Annotated in this window: 15 protein-coding genes and 1 tRNA gene; 7 read left to right on the top strand and 9 right to left on the bottom strand. The window is 64.9% G+C overall.

The window, feature by feature from the left end:
* From dnaA to ACE3UY_RS05995, 6 genes are all read right to left on the bottom strand, one after another.
* A partial coding sequence (gene dnaA / locus ACE3UY_RS06020; protein ID WP_374686644.1) for a chromosomal replication initiator protein DnaA occupies window positions 1–1,244 on the bottom strand: 1,244 nt, incomplete at its 3' end.
* Between the two features lie 587 nt (window positions 1,245–1,831).
* Entirely contained in the window at window positions 1,832–2,359 is a 528-nt protein-coding gene (locus ACE3UY_RS06015) for a hypothetical protein (RefSeq protein ID WP_374686643.1), read from the bottom strand.
* 145 nt (window positions 2,360–2,504) lie between these two features.
* On the bottom strand, window positions 2,505–3,953 hold the full coding sequence (locus tag ACE3UY_RS06010) for a 4Fe-4S binding protein (protein WP_374686642.1): 1,449 nt from the start codon (window positions 3,951–3,953) through the stop codon (window positions 2,505–2,507).
* Between the two features lie 164 nt (window positions 3,954–4,117).
* On the bottom strand, window positions 4,118–4,525 hold the full coding sequence (locus tag ACE3UY_RS06005) for a FixH family protein (RefSeq protein WP_374686641.1): 408 nt from the start codon (window positions 4,523–4,525) through the stop codon (window positions 4,118–4,120).
* Between the two features lie 4 nt (window positions 4,526–4,529).
* Window positions 4,530–4,994, bottom strand: a complete 465-nt coding sequence (locus ACE3UY_RS06000) for a copper chaperone PCu(A)C (RefSeq protein ID WP_374686640.1) — start codon at window positions 4,992–4,994, stop codon at window positions 4,530–4,532.
* Window positions 4,995–5,171: 177 nt separating this feature from the next.
* A complete protein-coding gene (locus ACE3UY_RS05995) occupies window positions 5,172–5,861 on the bottom strand; it encodes a DUF305 domain-containing protein (protein ID WP_374686639.1) in 690 nt (229 codons plus the stop codon).
* Window positions 5,862–6,287: 426 nt separating this feature from the next.
* Here ACE3UY_RS05995 and glgB point away from each other — a divergent pair, with 426 nt between their 5' ends.
* The 3 genes from glgB to rpsT all read left to right on the top strand — a co-directional run bounded on the left by glgB (window position 6,288) and on the right by rpsT (window position 10,011).
* The gene (gene glgB / locus ACE3UY_RS05990) at window positions 6,288–8,489 is read left to right on the top strand and encodes a 1,4-alpha-glucan branching protein GlgB (RefSeq protein ID WP_374686638.1); all 2,202 of its coding nucleotides are present in this window, start codon (window positions 6,288–6,290) and stop codon (window positions 8,487–8,489) included.
* The gene (locus tag ACE3UY_RS05985) at window positions 8,482–9,561 is read left to right on the top strand and encodes a type I phosphomannose isomerase catalytic subunit (RefSeq protein WP_374686637.1); all 1,080 of its coding nucleotides are present in this window, start codon (window positions 8,482–8,484) and stop codon (window positions 9,559–9,561) included. Before glgB ends, ACE3UY_RS05985 begins: the two co-directional genes overlap by 8 nt.
* A 168-nt stretch (window positions 9,562–9,729) precedes the next feature.
* On the top strand, window positions 9,730–10,011 hold the full coding sequence (gene rpsT, locus ACE3UY_RS05980) for a 30S ribosomal protein S20 (RefSeq protein WP_374686636.1): 282 nt from the start codon (window positions 9,730–9,732) through the stop codon (window positions 10,009–10,011).
* A gap of 163 nt (window positions 10,012–10,174) precedes the next feature.
* Here the strand turns inward: rpsT and ACE3UY_RS05975 are convergent, their stop codons facing one another.
* Window positions 10,175–10,885, bottom strand: a complete 711-nt coding sequence (locus tag ACE3UY_RS05975; RefSeq protein ID WP_374686635.1) for a response regulator transcription factor — start codon at window positions 10,883–10,885, stop codon at window positions 10,175–10,177.
* A gap of 277 nt (window positions 10,886–11,162) precedes the next feature.
* Between ACE3UY_RS05975 and ACE3UY_RS05970 the strand changes: the two genes are divergently transcribed.
* Window positions 11,163–12,440, top strand: a complete 1,278-nt coding sequence (locus tag ACE3UY_RS05970; RefSeq protein WP_374686634.1) for an O-antigen ligase family protein — start codon at window positions 11,163–11,165, stop codon at window positions 12,438–12,440.
* An 88-nt stretch (window positions 12,441–12,528) separates the two neighbouring features.
* Window positions 12,529–12,599, top strand: a tRNA-Gly gene (locus ACE3UY_RS05965).
* Here ACE3UY_RS05965 and ACE3UY_RS05960 read toward each other — a convergent pair.
* Window positions 12,573–13,052, bottom strand: coding sequence for an FHA domain-containing protein (locus ACE3UY_RS05960; protein ID WP_374686633.1), 480 nt, complete (start codon window positions 13,050–13,052; stop codon window positions 12,573–12,575). The genes ACE3UY_RS05965 and ACE3UY_RS05960 overlap by 27 nt on opposite strands.
* Window positions 13,049–13,828, bottom strand: coding sequence for an FhaA domain-containing protein (locus ACE3UY_RS05955; protein WP_374686632.1), 780 nt, complete (start codon window positions 13,826–13,828; stop codon window positions 13,049–13,051). The genes ACE3UY_RS05960 and ACE3UY_RS05955 overlap by 4 nt, the downstream gene beginning before the upstream one ends.
* Window positions 13,829–13,948: 120 nt before the next feature.
* On the opposite strand from ACE3UY_RS05955, the gene selD reads away from it, so the two are divergent.
* Together selD and ACE3UY_RS05945 are read left to right on the top strand one after the other, a co-directional pair.
* The gene (gene selD, locus ACE3UY_RS05950; protein ID WP_374686631.1) at window positions 13,949–14,986 is read left to right on the top strand and encodes a selenide, water dikinase SelD; all 1,038 of its coding nucleotides are present in this window, start codon (window positions 13,949–13,951) and stop codon (window positions 14,984–14,986) included.
* A gap of 7 nt (window positions 14,987–14,993) precedes the next feature.
* On the top strand, window positions 14,994–15,813 hold an 820-nt coding region (locus ACE3UY_RS05945), incomplete at its 3' end, for a M24 family metallopeptidase (RefSeq protein WP_374686630.1).

Raw genomic sequence — 15,813 nt, 5'->3', positions numbered from 1 at the left:
TACATGGCGACCTGGCGCGGGTAGGCGATGGCGCTCTTGCGGCTGCTGCTGTCCAGCGCCTCGGCCGTCACGTTATAGTAGCGGCAGATGATGTCGAGCACCTGCTCGACCGTCACGCGCTCCGCCCGGCGCATCGTGTCGGCCAGGGCGCGGTTGACGAGGTTCTGATCAATGGCGTCCCCTGTTAACTGCGCGTAAGCCACCACCTTGTTCAGCGCCCCCTCCAGCTCGCGGATGTTCTGCCGCACCTGGTGGGCGATGAACTCGATGACGTAATCGGGGACGGAATAGTTTAACTCGTCCGCCTTGGCCAGCAGGATGGCCCGGCGCGTCTCCTCTTCCGGCGGCTGCACGTCGGCCGACAGCCCCCATTCGAAGCGCGACAGCAGCCGCTCCTCCAGCGTCGCCAGCGCCTTGGGCGGCCGGTCGCTGGAGATGACGACCTGCTTACCCAGACTGTGCAGATCGTTGAAGGTGTGGAAGAACTCCTCCTGCGTGCCGTCCTTGCCGGCGATGAACTGGATGTCATCGACCAGCAACACATCGACGGTGCGATAGCGCTCGCGGAACTCCGGCATCTGCTTGGTGCGAATGGCCAGTACCAGATCGTTGGTGAACGTCTCGGCCGAGATGTAGCGGACGTGGCAGCCGTCCTGGCGGCAGCGGTGGCCGATGGCCTGCAACAGGTGCGTTTTGCCCAGCCCCACGCCGCCGTAGATGAACAGCGGGTTATAGGTCTGGCCAGGATTCTCGGCCACCGATAGGGCCGCGGCGTGGGCCAGCCGGTTGTTCGGCCCGACGACGAACGTCGAGAAGGTGTAGCGCCGGTTCAGCGCGGTCTCGTCTAGCCCTCCCCCGTTGCCATTGTTGGCGCCGCCGGAGGAGCTGGCGCGGCTAGAGCGCGCCGGTTCTTCCGCCGCGGTGGGCTTGACTTCGGCGCGGCCGTCACTGTTGACCAGCGCCGTGTTCGGCGCGATGATCTCATCGGACCAGACGACGAAGCGCACCCCCACGCGCTCGCCGACCACGTTGGACAGCGTCCGGACGATCAGGTCGTACAAACGATTTTCCAGCCAGTCCTTGGCGAAAAAGTTGCGAACCCCAACGACGAACTCGTTGCCGGCCCGGGAGAGGGCGCGCGTGCCCTGCAGCCACGTGGTGAACGTGGCTCGCGTCATTTGCATTTCCAACTCCCCCAGAGCTGCCTTCCAGGCCATCTCGGGCGTTAGCGATACGGTAGTCATGCTCTTCCCTCGGTAAGCGGCCGGCAGGCGTACTTCAACCTCGGTAGACCCGCTTGGTGAATTTCGATCGGACAGACAAATAGAGGCAGTCGCCAGAGCCATTGAGCGCGCGAAGGACGGACTGGGCGACTCCGGACGTGGAACTCCGGCAGACGGGTGGGTGTGGGCTGGCGGCATTGTGTCCCGCCGGCGCTCTCTCAATGGTCAGAACATTCTAACATGGGGGTGGGAGTGGAACAATGGGTAACAAGGCGATCCGGCTTAAACCTCTTGACTTTTTAAGATAAGGCAATGTTAAAGAAACTAGGTCATTATACGCATGAAATCCATCATTCCGCCACGTTCCAACAAGTTGGCATGACCGCCGTCGCTTACCCCCATATATGGGCGGTGTTTACCATAACACGCGGCGTCTGTCCGTAGTTTAGGCTGCCATATAGGCATCGTCAACGAGCGCCTATGATGCGATAAAAGTACAATAGCGGCAATAGCGGCCGGAAAAGCGGTGGAATTATTGCAGAGACGCTATGTGGAAATAGATAGTGGCAGGCAACAGGGTAGGGGGAGGTGGCTTACTTCGCGGAGGCTCAGGCCGCCGGACGACGCCCCGACCGCGCCGCCGGAGCCGCCCGCAACGAGACGACGACCCACAGGACAAGCGCCACGCCCAGCCCGCCGAGGCCCACCCACAGCCAATTGAAGCCCCGCGCCGCCTCGATGTCCACCTCAAAGGCGACCTCGTCGCTTGCGCCGCGCGCGCCATCGGCCGACACGGCCACCCGCCAGCGCCCCGGCGTTACCCGGTCGTTGAACTCGGCGGCGTAGAGCAACTGGTTGGTGCTGTCGGTTCCGGCCACGACGCTCACCACCTGCGCCGGGTCGGCCGCCGGCGTCAGCCGCACCGTCACCGTCACGTCGTTGACGATGAACTCCTGCGTCTGCGGATCGAGCACGGCCACGACGACGTGCGCTTCGTCGGCGCGCAGAGGATCGGGGTCAGTCCAGATGGACAGGGTATACGGGCCGGCTGGCGCGTTGAGCATCTGCGGCCGGCCGATGCCGTGCGCGTAGACCTGGCCGAAGCCGGCAACGGTGATGAGAAGGAAGAGGAACACAGAGAGACACAGAGATCGCACAGAGTTCCACAGAGACAAAGAGAGTATCTTCCACTCTGTGGAACTCTGTGTCCGCCCTCTGTGTCTCTCTGTGTTCCTCTTTTCTTGCATCATTGGCAATCTGCGTAATCTGCGGATGATCCTCTTACCCTCCCAGAAGCGCCCCGCGCATTTCCATGGGCAGGTTGAACGTCGCCAGCGCAGCCGCGGCCAGGCCCAGCCAGAGGATCAGCCAGGGCAGCAGCGCCCGCATGGCGACCGGCGGCGACTCAAAGTCGCGCTGGCCGATGCGCTGGGCCACGAACAGGCTGGCGGCAAAGCCGATCAGCACGACAGCCGTCTGCAGCGGCAAGATCCAATCGCCCGGCAGCAGCGACCCCAGCGCCCAGTTTGGTTCGCCCAGCCAGGCGATGCCATGAGCGAGCAGAAAACTCTGGAGGACGGGAACTAGGGTCGTCGCGCCGGTGATGAAGTGGAAGGCGTAGTGGGCCAGCCAGACGGCAAAGGCCAGGGGCGCGAAGGCCGGCGCATAGCGGCTGAAGCTGACCCGCAGCGGCTCGGCCCGCCCGGCCAGTGTCCGGCTCAATCCGGCCGCCGCCAGCCCGGCTGCAGCCGGTAGGGCCAGGCTGAGCGCGGCAAAGGTGATCGCCAATAACAACGGCTCGTTGGTTGTTCCCAGCGCGCCGGCCAGCCACAGTTGCAGGTCGTAGAACGGCGGAACCATGCCGAAGGCGTTGCTGACCGCAGTGAAGGCGAAGACCATGACCAGGAAGGACACGTCCCAGCGGCGCGGCCAGGTCGCCTCCACCAACTCGCGCCCCGGCGGGCGCAGGGCCAGGGCCACGTTGTCGTAGGGGCAGGCGCGGGCGCAGTCGAGGCAGAAGACGCAATCGAGATTGCTGCGCACGGTGGGCGGGAACAACTCCGTGCCGCAGCCCAGGGCGCGCGGCGAACCGTTGACGCACTCCTTGCCGGGGCAGGCGCGGCACACCTCGCGGTCGCGGACGGTGATCTGCGAGGGCGAGACGGTGCTGGCGACGAAGTTGAACGTGCCCAGTGGGCAGACGTACTTGCAGAAGGGCGACTCAGCGAAGAGCGCTTCCAGCACGAACGCGCCGGCGAAGTAGCCGATGATGACCGCCGCGGTCAACTCCGGCCCCGCCCACAGGTCGAGCCATTCATAGAGATAAAGGAAGGCGACGAAAGCGGCCACGGCCAGCCACTTGTTGCGCAGGGCGCGCGGCCAGCGCCGCCCGCGCCCGCTGAGCCGCAGGGCGACGGTGCGCGGGATGGTGAAGGGGCAGCCCATGCAGAACAGGTTGCCGAAGAGGAGCAGGGCCACGATGACCAGCCCGCGGTAATGCACCCAGACCGACACGGTCGCCAGGTTCTGCGAGGCCAGGGGCGGCCCGGTGAAGCCATCATAGATGAGCAGCAGCGCGATCAGGAGCAGGGGGAGCTGCAATAGCAGGCGCCCGCGCCGGGCGCGCAGCAGCCGCCCAATTACCGGCGCGCGCAGCACGTCCCAACGCGGCGGCGGCCGGTGCAACCCCGGCTCCTCGTCCCTGACCTCAATCTCATCCAGCGCGATCATCTTTTCGGAGATATCATCCACAGATTAAGCAGATTTGGCAGATTCTAAAGATCTGTCCACACGTGTCTATAACCGTTTTCATTGGAACAGAATCCACAGCTTTTACAAGCTTCTCGATATGCCTCTTGAGATCTGCCTAATCTGCCAAATCTGCGGATGATTTCTTATTGTGCGGCGACGGTGAAGGAGAACTCGCGGCGCAGCGCCCGGCCGTCGGGCAGCGTCGCCTCCACTGTCACGATCCAGTCGCCAGCCATCGTCCACTCGAAGTCGACGGTGTAGATGCCCTCGCCGTGGCCGGTGGCCGTGGCGATGACGGGTTGCATCCCGGCGTGGGACATGTCGCCGCGCAACGTGACCGCTGTCGCGCCGTCAATGGCCGCGCCGGCCGCGTCTTGCAGCGTCAAATCGAGCGTCAGCGGGCCGACGACCCGCGTGTCCGGCCGCGGCAGCAGCCGCGCTCGCACCTCCGGCGCGCCGTCTACCGCCTCGGCCGAGCGCCGGCAACCCACTGCCGTCAGGAGCAACAGGCCCAGCAACAGCCGCCAACTCAGAGCCGTCCAGCGCTTCATCCCGCTACTCCTCGCGCACCGGCACGTCGAGGGTCATCTCGCCGGCCTTCTCGAACGTCAGCGTCAATGACACCGTGTCGCCGGCCGCGGGAGGCTCGGCCACGCCCATGAACATGATGTGCAGGCCGCCGCGCTTGAGTTCCACCGAGCCGCCGGCCGGCACTTCGACCCCGCCTTCGACGGGGCGCATACCCATCGTGCCGTCTTCGCTTTCAAACGATTCGTGAATCTCAGTCATGCCCAGCGGGCTGCTGGCGCTGATCAGGCGGTCGGCCTCGCTGCCGCCGTTGTTGATGACCAGATAGGCCGCCGCGTTACCGCCGGCCATCGCCGGCGGGCGGGCCCACGCGCCTTCGATGGTGATCCCACCGGCCGCGGTTTCGCCGCCGGTCTCGGTCGTGGCATCGCCGCCACAAGCGGCCAGCAACGCGCCGAGAAGCAATAGGGCAACAAGTAACTTCCGTAACATGGCAATCGGTCTCCCCGGTATCTCGCTCGGATCAGCCCGCGCGAGTTGGCTATAGTATACCCTCTTGCCAGAGAACTCGCAGGTTAGGTGGTAGGGGCGCACCTGCGTGTGCGCCCTGGGCAGACACGCAGGTCTGCCCCTACTTAAGCTCTGGGCAGACCTGCGTGTCTGCCCCTACTAAGGCGCGTTGTGGCCGTGCCCGGCATCGTCCGCGGCGGTGTCGGGCGCCGCTTCATACCCCTTAGCCTGGAGCAACTCCTGCATATAGTCGATCTCCAGGTTTTGCGCCTCGAGGATCGAATTTGCCAGGACGCGCACCGGCTCCGTCGCCGCCTCGTCGAGCGCCGCGGCGGCCATGTCCACGCCGGCGCGGTGGTGGGGGATCATCAGTTGCAGGAAGAGGGCGTCGGCCGCCACGCCGGTCGCCTGGCGCAGACTATCCAGCTGCTCGGCGGTGGCCATGCCCGGCATCAGCCCTTCGGTCGGCATGCCCATCCAGGCCATGCGCGGCCCGGCCGATGTCCAGGGCACGCCCCAGGCGTCGAGCCAGCCGCTCATGATGCCGATCTGGCCTTGCTGGGTGGTCAGGATGTCGAAGGCCAGCGAGCGGATGGCCGGGTCGTCGCTGCGGTCGTAGACCAGGGCCGCCATTTGGACGGCCTGCTCGTGGTGGACGCTCATGTCGCGGGCGAAGCCAACGTCGGCCGAGTCGGCCGACGGCGTGCGCGCCCCGCGCAGCAGATAGCCGGCCAGCGCGCCAACCAGCAGCGCGCCCAGAGCCACGGCCAACAGGATAGGCCACAGCAGGCGGGTTGGTTCCAGGTTGTCGTCGGGTTCCAGGGTGGTGGGATCGGCGGTTGTATTCATGGCGCTCATCTTTAGGTGAATAACTGTTCCGGCCCGCTTACCGCGCGTCGGCCGGGCTTTGAAACTTAGCACGGATGGGCGATCCGTTCAATGCGATTCACCTTTCTCTCAAATGGGCCGCTGGTGGGGTAGGGGATGGGATCAGGCGTTATGGCTGCTTCATAGTTAGACTAAGGTTTATTAGTATTACTAACTTGTTCGTCAGACCTGACGGGTGGGCGACCACACGTTTCGTCACTATCAGCGTACTATTGGCAACCCACCTGTCGGTCTAAGCGCTGAAGAACAGCAATGAATTGCCTGACTACGAGCACAGGGTAGAATCTCTCACTAAACCCCATCACATTCGCGGCCGCCGGGCGTTCGGCGAGCGACAAGGCCACGCGGGCGCAAACATCGACAAGTTCTCGCCTGGGAGTATGCAACATGGAAGCATTTCAACTGGATCAAGGCGCTATTGACGCCATCGTTGGCGGGTATCACGGCGCGCCATTCGACGTACTTGGTCCGCGTCTCATCGACGGCCATCTCGTCATCCGTGTCTTCTGGCCAGGCGCGGCCGGCATGGACGTGGTCACCGACGAGGGTCAGCGCGTCGCCATGACCGCCGTTCACGACGCGGGCCTGTTCCAGGCCGTCTTGCCCGATCAGGCCGAGCTCGTTCCCTATCGCCTCGACGTCACGTTCCACACCGGCCAGCGCGGAACCTTCGCGGACGTGTACTCCTTCCCGGCGACGATGACGGAGTACGACGCCCACCTGCTGGCCGAGGGTACGCACCTGCACATCTACGAGCGACTGGGCGCACACCTACGCGAACTGGATGGCGTGCCGGGCGTGCTGTTCTGCGTCTGGGCCCCCAACGCCCAGCGCGTCAGCGTCGTCGGCAATTTCAACAATTGGGACGGCCGTCGCCACCCCATGCGCTTCCACCACAACAACGGCATCTGGGAACTGTTCATCCCTGATCTGGGCGAGGGCACGCTCTACAAGTACGAGATCAAGACCTACTATCAGAACTACATGGTCACCAAGACCGACCCGGTGGGTTTCGCCGCCGAGCTACGGCCAAAGAACGCCTCGGTGGTCTGGGACATCGACAAGCACCAATGGCAGGACGACGACTGGATGGCCTCGCGCGGCGAGCGCCAGGGCTTCCGCGCGCCGGTGAACATCTACGAACTGCATCTCGGCTCCTGGCGGCGCAAGAACGGCTGGGAGTGGCTGACTTACCGCGACCTCATCCACGACCTCATCCCCTACGTCAAGGAGATGGGCTTCAGCCACATCGAGCTGCTGCCGGTGGCCGAGCATCCCTCCGACCAATCGTGGGGCTACCAGGTGACCGGCTTCTACGCGCCCACCAGCCGCTTCGGCACGCCGGACGACTTCATGGCCTTCGTCGACGCCTGCCACCAGGAGGGCATCGGCGTCCTGGTCGACTGGGTTCCGGCCCACTTCGCCACCGACGAGTTCGCGCTCGGCTTCTTCGACGGCACTCACCTCTATGAGCACGACGACCCGCGCCAGGGGCGTCACCTCGATTGGGGCACGCTCATCTTCAACTACGGCCGCAACGAGGTCAGCCAGTTCTTGATCAGCAACGCCATCTTCTGGCTGGATAAGTACCACATTGACGGCCTGCGCGTGGATGCTGTGGCCTCGATGCTCTACCTCGACTTCTCGCGCAAGCCGGGAGAGTGGGTCGCCAACCGGTATGGTGGGCGCGAAAACCTGGACGCGGTCGCCTTCGTCCGCCGCTTCAATGACGCCGTCCATAGACTCTACCCCACCGCCATCACGATGGCCGAGGAGTCCACCTCATGGCCCGGCGTCACCCGGCCCACGTCGGAGGGCGGACTGGGCTTCACCTACAAGTGGAACATGGGCTGGATGCACGACACGCTCCAGTACTTCAAGAACGAGCCCGTCCATCGCTCCTATCACCACGGCACATTGACCTTCTCGCTACTCTACGCCTTTAGCGAGAAGTTTCTGCTGCCCTTCTCCCACGACGAGGTGGTGCACCTGAAGCGCAGCATGCTGGACAAGATGCCCGGCGACGTGTGGCAGCGCTTTGCCAACCTGCGGCTGCTGCTGGCGTATCAGTGGAGCCACCCGGGTAAGAAGCTGCTGTTCATGGGGGCGGAGTTTGGTCAGTGGCGGGAGTGGAACGAGGCGGCCAGCCTGGACTGGTATCTGCTGGACAACGACCCGCGCCACGGCCAGTTGCGGGAGAGCCTGCGAGAGTTGAACCGCCTATACCATCAGGAGCGAGCGCTATACGAAGAAGATTACTCCTGGGAAGGGTTCCAGTGGATCGACCTGCACGACTACGAGCGCAGTATTCTGGGTTATGCCCGGCGCGCGCCATCCACAGGCGAGACGATCCTGGTAGTGCTGAACTTCACACCCGTCGTGCGCCACGGCTACCGCCTGGGTGTGCCGGAGCCGGGGGTGTATGAGGAAATCTTCAACAGCGACGCCGGCCATTTCGGCGGCAGCAACGTGGTCAATGAGCCGCGCCCCAGCGCCGAGGTGGGGTGGCACGGCCAGCCGCATTCTATCGAGATGATCTTGCCGCCGCTGAGCGCGGTGTTCTTGAAGCGGATAGGGTCGAATGAGTGAGAAGAGGGGTGAGGTGCGACCCACTTCGGAAAGTGGGTTGCACCTGGGGCCGCGCCTGTATCCGTTGCTGTTCAGGCCGGTGTTAAAGGATTACATCTGGGGCGGGCGCAATCTGGAGCGGCGGCTCGGCCGCCCCCTGCCCCCCGGCCGCGTGGCCGAAAGTTGGGAGATCGCCGCCCATGAGGATGGCGCGTCGATGGTGACCAACGGCCGCTATACCGGACTGACGCTGACCGCCGTCCACGAGGCGCTTGGGCTAGACCTCATCGGCCGGCGCAACGCCTGGGCCCAGGAGCGCGGCAAGTTCCCCCTGCTGATCAAGCTACTGGACGCCGCCGACCGGCTGTCGGTGCAGGTGCATCCCGATGACGCCTACGCCCTGGCCCACGAGGGCAACGAATTGGGCAAGACGGAGATGTGGGTGGCGCTGCACGCGGAGCCGGACGCGGCGATCATCCTGGGCGTTCGCGCCGGGGCCACGCCGGAGGGGTTTCGCGCCGCCATCGCCGAGGGAACGCTGGAGAAGCTGCTGCACGTGCTGCCTCTGCGCACGGGCGACCACGTCTGCGTGCCCAGCGGCAGTGTCCACGCTATCCTGGGCGGGCTGCTCATCGCCGAGATTCAGCAGAACTCCAACACGACGTACCGCGTCTATGACTGGAACCGCACGCAGGACGGCCGGCCGCGCGCGCTGCACGTGGACAAGGCGCTGGACGTGATCGACTTCGACCAGGTGGAACCCACACTATGCCCGGCCGAGCTGGTGGCGGATACGGGCGCGGTGCGGCGCTGGCGGCTCTGTCGCAACCGCTACTTCACGACGGAGCGCGTCGAGCTGGCTCCGGGGGCGTCGCTCGACGGGCGGTGCAACGGGGAAAGCCTGGAGATTTGGGGCGTCATCAGCGGCGCGGCGGAGGTGAGCGGTGGGGCCGCGAGCGTGGACTTGGCGGCGGTGCAGTTCGCGCTGCTGCCGGCGGCGTTGGGGGCGTTCACGGTGGCCGCCCCGGCCGGCGCGGTTTGTTTGCGCACCTACGTTGAAGAATGGAACGCAGATTACGCGGATTTAAGCTGATTTCCGCGGATAAGAGCCATCACATTCTTATCCGCGAAAACCCATCAAAATCAGCGTCATCAGCGTCCCATTCTTCCACCTTGCCATTTCCACTGGATGTGGTATGATTTCCTTCGCTCTCACGCCTCCAATCAGAATGGATTGAGGTAATTGACGGAGGATTTTAAGTTGGCTAATACGGAATCTGCGAAGAAGCGCATCAGACAGACCGAGAAGCGGACGCTGCGCAATCGCCACTACAAGGCTTCGGCCCGCACCCAGGTGAAGAAGGTGCGCCGGCTGCTCGCCGAGAATAAGCTGGATGAAGCCGAAGCGGCGGCTCGCGACGCGTACCAGACGCTCGACAAGGCCGCGCGCAAGAACGTGGTGCACCCGCGCAATGCCGCGCGCCGCAAGGGTCGCCTGATGGCCGCTCTGGCCGAGGCTCGCTCCACCGCCGGCAAACAGTAACAGGCGCGTCGGGCTCGCCCTGGCGGGCAAATTGATCGGTCTTGAGAGAGCACCGTCCATCGCGGTGCTCTTTTTTGCGTTAAGAGGAATCCACAGATCTCACAGATGACACAGATTGAAGAAAGATGAATCTGTGTCATCTATAAAATCTGTGGATTCTTCTTTAATGGTCGGGGAAGGAGCCGTTGCTGGTGATGGCGGGGCACGCGTTCAGCACGTAGCCCTGGCCGCGCACCGTCCTGAGCAGTTCGGGCTGGCTCGGATCGGCCTCGATGCACTCGCGAATCCAACGGACGTGCACGTCGAGAGTGCGCGTGTCGCCGATGAAATCCGTCTCCCAGACGACCTGCATCAGGTGGCGACGAGTCAACAACTGGTTCGGGTGGCGGATGAACGCCTCCAGCAGTTGCGCCAGCTTGGGCGTCAGCGTGAACTCCCCCTTCCCCGCCACCTCCACCGACCGCTTGCCGCGGAAGAGCGTGATCGAGCCGTAGCGGACGATCTCCTCCTTGGCGCTGTCGGCCGGCAGCAGGGCGCGCGCGCGGTTGAGTAGTTTGCGAGCGGAGAAGGGCCGCTCCAGGTAGACGTCGGCTCCCGCACTCGGATCGCTTGGCTCGCCAGAGGGGTGACTGAGGATGATGGGCGTGTGCTCGGCCAGCCGCCGCAGCCGCCGGCAGTTGCGCGCGCCGCTGGAGCGCATGGTGGAGGCATCAAAGACGATCAGATCCGCCTCATGCTGTTCAATCCATGCCAGCGCCTGCGCGCCGGTATGGACGATGACAGTATGATAGCTGGCCTTCTGTAGCATTGCCGCCAGCGACTCTCGGCCGGCGTTCTGCCCCTCCACCAGCAAGACGAGCGGACTTGAACCCATCGTTGCGCTCCTGATCCCTGAAGACGGAAATGCGATTATAGAGCCTATTGCCTCGTTGACAACCCGCAAAAGGTGGCAATTTGGGGCTTTTGGCGGCGGCGGCCGGCGATTTCACAGATTTTTCATAGACCTGACAGGTGGCGGCCATAGGACTCTGGTGGGAGCAAAACCTATGGCCGCCCACCTGTCAGGTCTTTCCACCATATTCACTGTTTGTGCATTGCCAGACCATTCCCCCGCCGGTATGATGGGCTGGTCAGGAAGGCTCACAGAATCTATGCGGACTATCGCCCGGTCAATCACGCGCTGGGAATGGCTCATTCTCCTGCTGCTCATGCCTATCATCCTGTTCCCGCCGCGGTATGGGCTGCTGGCGCTGCTGGTCATCCCTGTGCTGTGGGGGGCGCGTAAGCTGGCCGACGGCCACTTCGTGCCGCCCACACCCTATGACCTGGCGCTGTTGCTCCTGCTCATCATGGTGGGCGTCAGCGTGTGGGCGGCTTTCGATCCGGCGCTGAGCATGCCGCGCGTCGCCGCTATCCTGCTGGGGGTGGCGCTGTTCTATGGCGCGGTGGCCCGCGGCCGTAGCGGGCGGGGGCGCGTATGGCCGGTGGTGGTCTTCGTATTGGCGGCCGGGGCGCTAATGGGGCTGATCGGTCTGATCGGAGTCGTGTGGGCGCCGCCGTTCGACTACTTGAATGGCGCGCGCGCCCTGCTGCCGCGGGCCGTGGCTATTCCCGGTGCGGTGGGCGGCGTTGTGAGTCCCAATGAGTTGGCCGGCGTTCTGTGTTGGGTGGGGCCGCTGGCGTTGGGCTGCCTGATCGGCGCGGCGCGCCGCCGCCCCCGCGGCGCGCTGCTTATCATCCTGCTGCTGACCCTCTTCCTGTTGCTGACCAGCTTTCTGGTGGCGGCGACCCTCTCGCGGGGCGGCATGGTGGCGCTGGCCGCCGGGGTTGTGCTGGTGCTGGCCTTCTTCATCCCGTTCCGCTGGCGGCTGGTGTTGCTCGTCGGCTTCGTCGTCGTCGTCATCGGTTTGATCGCCTATGGCGGCAGCCAGCTGGAGGAGGACATCGTGGGCGACATGATGGGGCTGAGCGGCCGGCTCGAGATCTGGTCGCGAGCGCTGTTGGGCATCGCCGACTTCCCGCTGACCGGCATGGGCGTGAGCGGTTTTCGGCAAGTCGTCCACGTGCTCTATCCGCTTTTCACCATCTCGTCCGAGATCGACCTGGGTCACGCCCACAACCACCTGTTGCAGGCCGCGCTAGACCTGGGGCTGCCCGGGCTGGTGGCCTACCTGGCGCTATGGCTCATCAGCGCCGGGCTGCTGGCGCTCACAGCGCGCCGGCTGGTGCGGCGACGCGCCACGCGCCACCCCTATTACGCTCTGGTGGCCGGCCTGGCCGGTTCGCTACTGGCCGGCTGGCTGTTCGGGCTGGTCGATGCGGTCGCTCTGGGGGCGCGGCCGGCGTTCTTGTGGTGGCTGCTGCTGGGGCTGACGGCGTCCGTCCACTACGCCGTGGGCTACTCTGGAGAGTGGAGAAGAAAATTATGAATTATGAATCTCGACTGGGTGTTCATAACTCCTAGTTCATAATTCTCTTGCGTGCCGGGCGGGCGGCGCATATAATGTGAAGCAGTCAGCGGCATTGGTGAAGTGGTATCACAGCAGCTTCCCAAGCTGTTATCACGGGTTCGAATCCCGTATGCCGCTCTCCTCCCCTTTTCGCCCCGGCGTCTCCAGCTTCAGTTGCACGGAACCTATAGTCAGCACGTCGCCGGCCGAGATGACCGCCGGCTCGGTCAGCGGCGCGTCGTTGAGCAGCGTGCCGTTGCGGCTGCCCAGGTCCTCCAGCCACCATTGCGAGTCGCGCCAGGCCAGCAGGACGTGATCGCTGGAGACGTAGGTGTCATCCAGCACGATGGTGTTGCGGCTGCTGCGGCCGATGGTAGTCACCGGCGAGAGTTCGTACAGTGTGTTCAGCGTCGGCTCGCCCAAGGCATTGGCGATAACGCGCAGGGCGCCTAGAGTCATACCCTGCCCTCCCGGGGCGGCGCGCGCCGCCCGCAAGTCTTGATAGAGAAACCAGACGACGAGGCCAAAGAAGGCCAGGAGCAGGATAGCGCTGCCAACCCGCAGCAGGAGTAGGAGGACGGTCGCGCTCATTCGCCGGGCTTCAATTGGGTGGTGTCGATCTCCTCGTCGGTGGGCGGCAAATCGCTCAGCAGGTCATCGCGTCCCTCGCCGTAGACGATCATCACGTCGCTCAGGGCGATAACGTCGCCCGGTCGGAGAATGTGCTCGCGGGTGGGCATGCCGTTGACCGCCGTTCGCCCGTGACTGCTGGTGTCGTAGAGCACGAAGTAGCGCTGCCGCCAGCGGATCTGGGCATGTTGGCGGCTGATCGACGGGGTATCGAGAACAAGATCGTTGTCAATGCGCCGGCCGATGGTGGTCAGCGGCCGGTCGAGCGGGACATGTCGCCGGCCGCCCACGATGAGGAAGGCATCGACGGCGCGGATCGCGTCCATGACGCCGTCGTTAATCTCCACCGCGAAGATCTCCGTATCGGTCGCCTGGGGCTGCGCGTCGTGGACGGCGGCGACCCGGGCGCGGCGCGGCGATCCGCCGGCGTCGGCCTCGAAGCGCACGCGCGGCGCTTCCGCCAGATGAATCCCGCGCCGCTCCAGCAGCAGCGAGACGTACTCGCTCACCTGATGCTCCACCGAGCGCTGGTCGCCGGCCAGGGCGCGGTAGTCTTCGGGGTGGACGTAGACGGTAAACCGGTTGGGCCAGCCGTCGGCCGCGGGTGCTTCGTAGGCGCGGGCCAGGTACGTGGCGAGCTGATAGGGATCCAGCGCGCCGCCGGTCAGCCAGGTGAATGGCTCTTCCACCACCCGGCGGAGCAGGCTCTCGACGCGCGACAAAGGTGATCGCTTCATTGCAGGCGATTATAGGGAGGCGGCTCGGTCGGGTCAACGCAAATTGCCTTCTCGATGGTGGGCAGTATACTTCGTCAGGCAGAAGAGGAATCCACAGATTTCGCAGATTACACAGATTTAATGACCGGTAAACAGATTCGGCTGACCTCCCTCGCTTCCTGCGCTGGCTGAGCGTCCAAGTTGGCTCCGGCGGAGCTGGAGCGAATTGTGGAACCCCTGCGCGCCATCCGGGAGGGAGATTTTCCCGACCTCCTGGTTGGTCTCAGCGCGGCCGATGACGCCGCCGTCTACCGGCTGAACGACGCGCAGGCGGTCATCTCCACCGTCGATTTCTTCCCACCCGTTGTGGATGACCCCTACGACTTTGGAGCCATTGCGGCGGCCAACGCGCTGTCCGACATCTACGCCATGGGCGGCCGGGTATTGTTCGCCGTCAACCTGGTGGCCTTTCCCGACGATCTGGACAAGGCGATTCTGGCCGACATCCTGCGCGGCGGGGCCGACAAAGTGGCCGAAGCGGGCGGCGTCGTTGTGGGCGGCCACAGCGTCAACGACAAGGAGCCTAAGTACGGCCTGGCCGTCACCGGGCTGATCGACCCGGCGCGGGTGCTGCGCAAGGGGGGCGCGCAGCCGGGCGACATGCTGGCGCTGACCAAGCCGCTGGGCGTGGGCGTCATCACCACGGCGCTCAAGCGCGAGCTGGCCGACGAGGCCCACGTGGCCGCGGCCGTGGCCAGCATGAAGCGGCTCAACCGCGAGGCGGCCGAGGCGGCGCAGGCCGCCGGGACCCACGCCATGACCGACATCACCGGCTTCGGCCTGTTGGGGCACGCGCGGGAGATGGCCGCCGCGAGCGGAGTGGACTTTCGCATGTCGCTGCGGGCGCTGCCCTGGCTGCCGGGGGCGCTCCGCTATGGCGAGGCCGGCGCTTTCCCCGGCGGCATGGGCAACAACGCCCGCCACTTCGGCCAGTGGGTCACGTTCGACTCTCACATCAGTTATCTTTTTCGGGACATGCTCTATACCCCTGAAACGTCGGGCGGCCTGCTGATGGCCGTGTCGCCCGAGGGAGTGGAGACGATCCTGAAGCGCATTCCCGAGGTGTCTCTCATCGGCGAGGTGGTTGCCGGCGATGGGCACATCTACATCACCCCATGAGGTTCCCATGTCCGACAAATTAGCCCAGGTGCGCGCCCGGTTCGATGAGTGGAAAGTGGATGGCGTGCTGATCACCAGCGCCGCCAACCGCCGCTGGCTCAGCGGCTTCACCGGCTCGACAGGCAGCATCCTGTTGACCCGCCAGCGGGCCGTCTTCTCGACCGATTCGCGCTACTGGGAGCAGGCCGCCCGGCAAGCGCCGGCCTTTGAGCTTTATCGCCACACCGACGACAAAGATAGCGCCCGCCATTTCCTGGAGATCGGCAAGGGGCAGCGCATCGGCGTCGAGGCCCGGCACATGACCGTGGCCGAGCGCAACGGGGTGCAGCGCATCGAGGGGATCGCGTGGGTCGAGTTGCCGGAGACGGTCGAGCCGCTGCGCGCCATCAAGTCGGCCGAGGAGCTGGCGCTCATTCGTCGGGCGGCGGCCATCACCGACGAGACCGTGGCCCAGGTTCCCCGGCTGGCCCAGCCCGGCCTATCGGAAGCGGCCGTGGCCTGGGAGCTAGAGAAGTTCATGCGCGAGGCGGGGGCGAGCCGGGTGGGCTTCGACATCATCGTCGCCTCCGGGCCAAACAGCGCCCTGCCCCACCATCGCCCCGGCGAGCGGCTCTTGCAGGCGGGCGACATCATTATCGTCGATCTGGGCGCGGAGTTCGGCGGCTACAAGAGCGATTTGACCCGCACCTTCTACCTGGGCGAGTCGGCCCCCGACGCGTTCTGGGACATCTATCACACCGTCCATGCGGCCCAGGTGGCGGCCATCAGCGGCATCCGCGCCGGCGTGACGGGGCAATACGTGGATTCGCTGGCGCGCGACCTGATCG

This window comes from Promineifilum sp. (SeqCode) (assembly GCF_041918635.1).
Taxonomy (GTDB): Bacteria; Chloroflexota; Anaerolineae; order Promineifilales; family Promineifilaceae; genus Promineifilum.
This window is presented reverse-complemented; position numbering and strand designations above follow the sequence as displayed.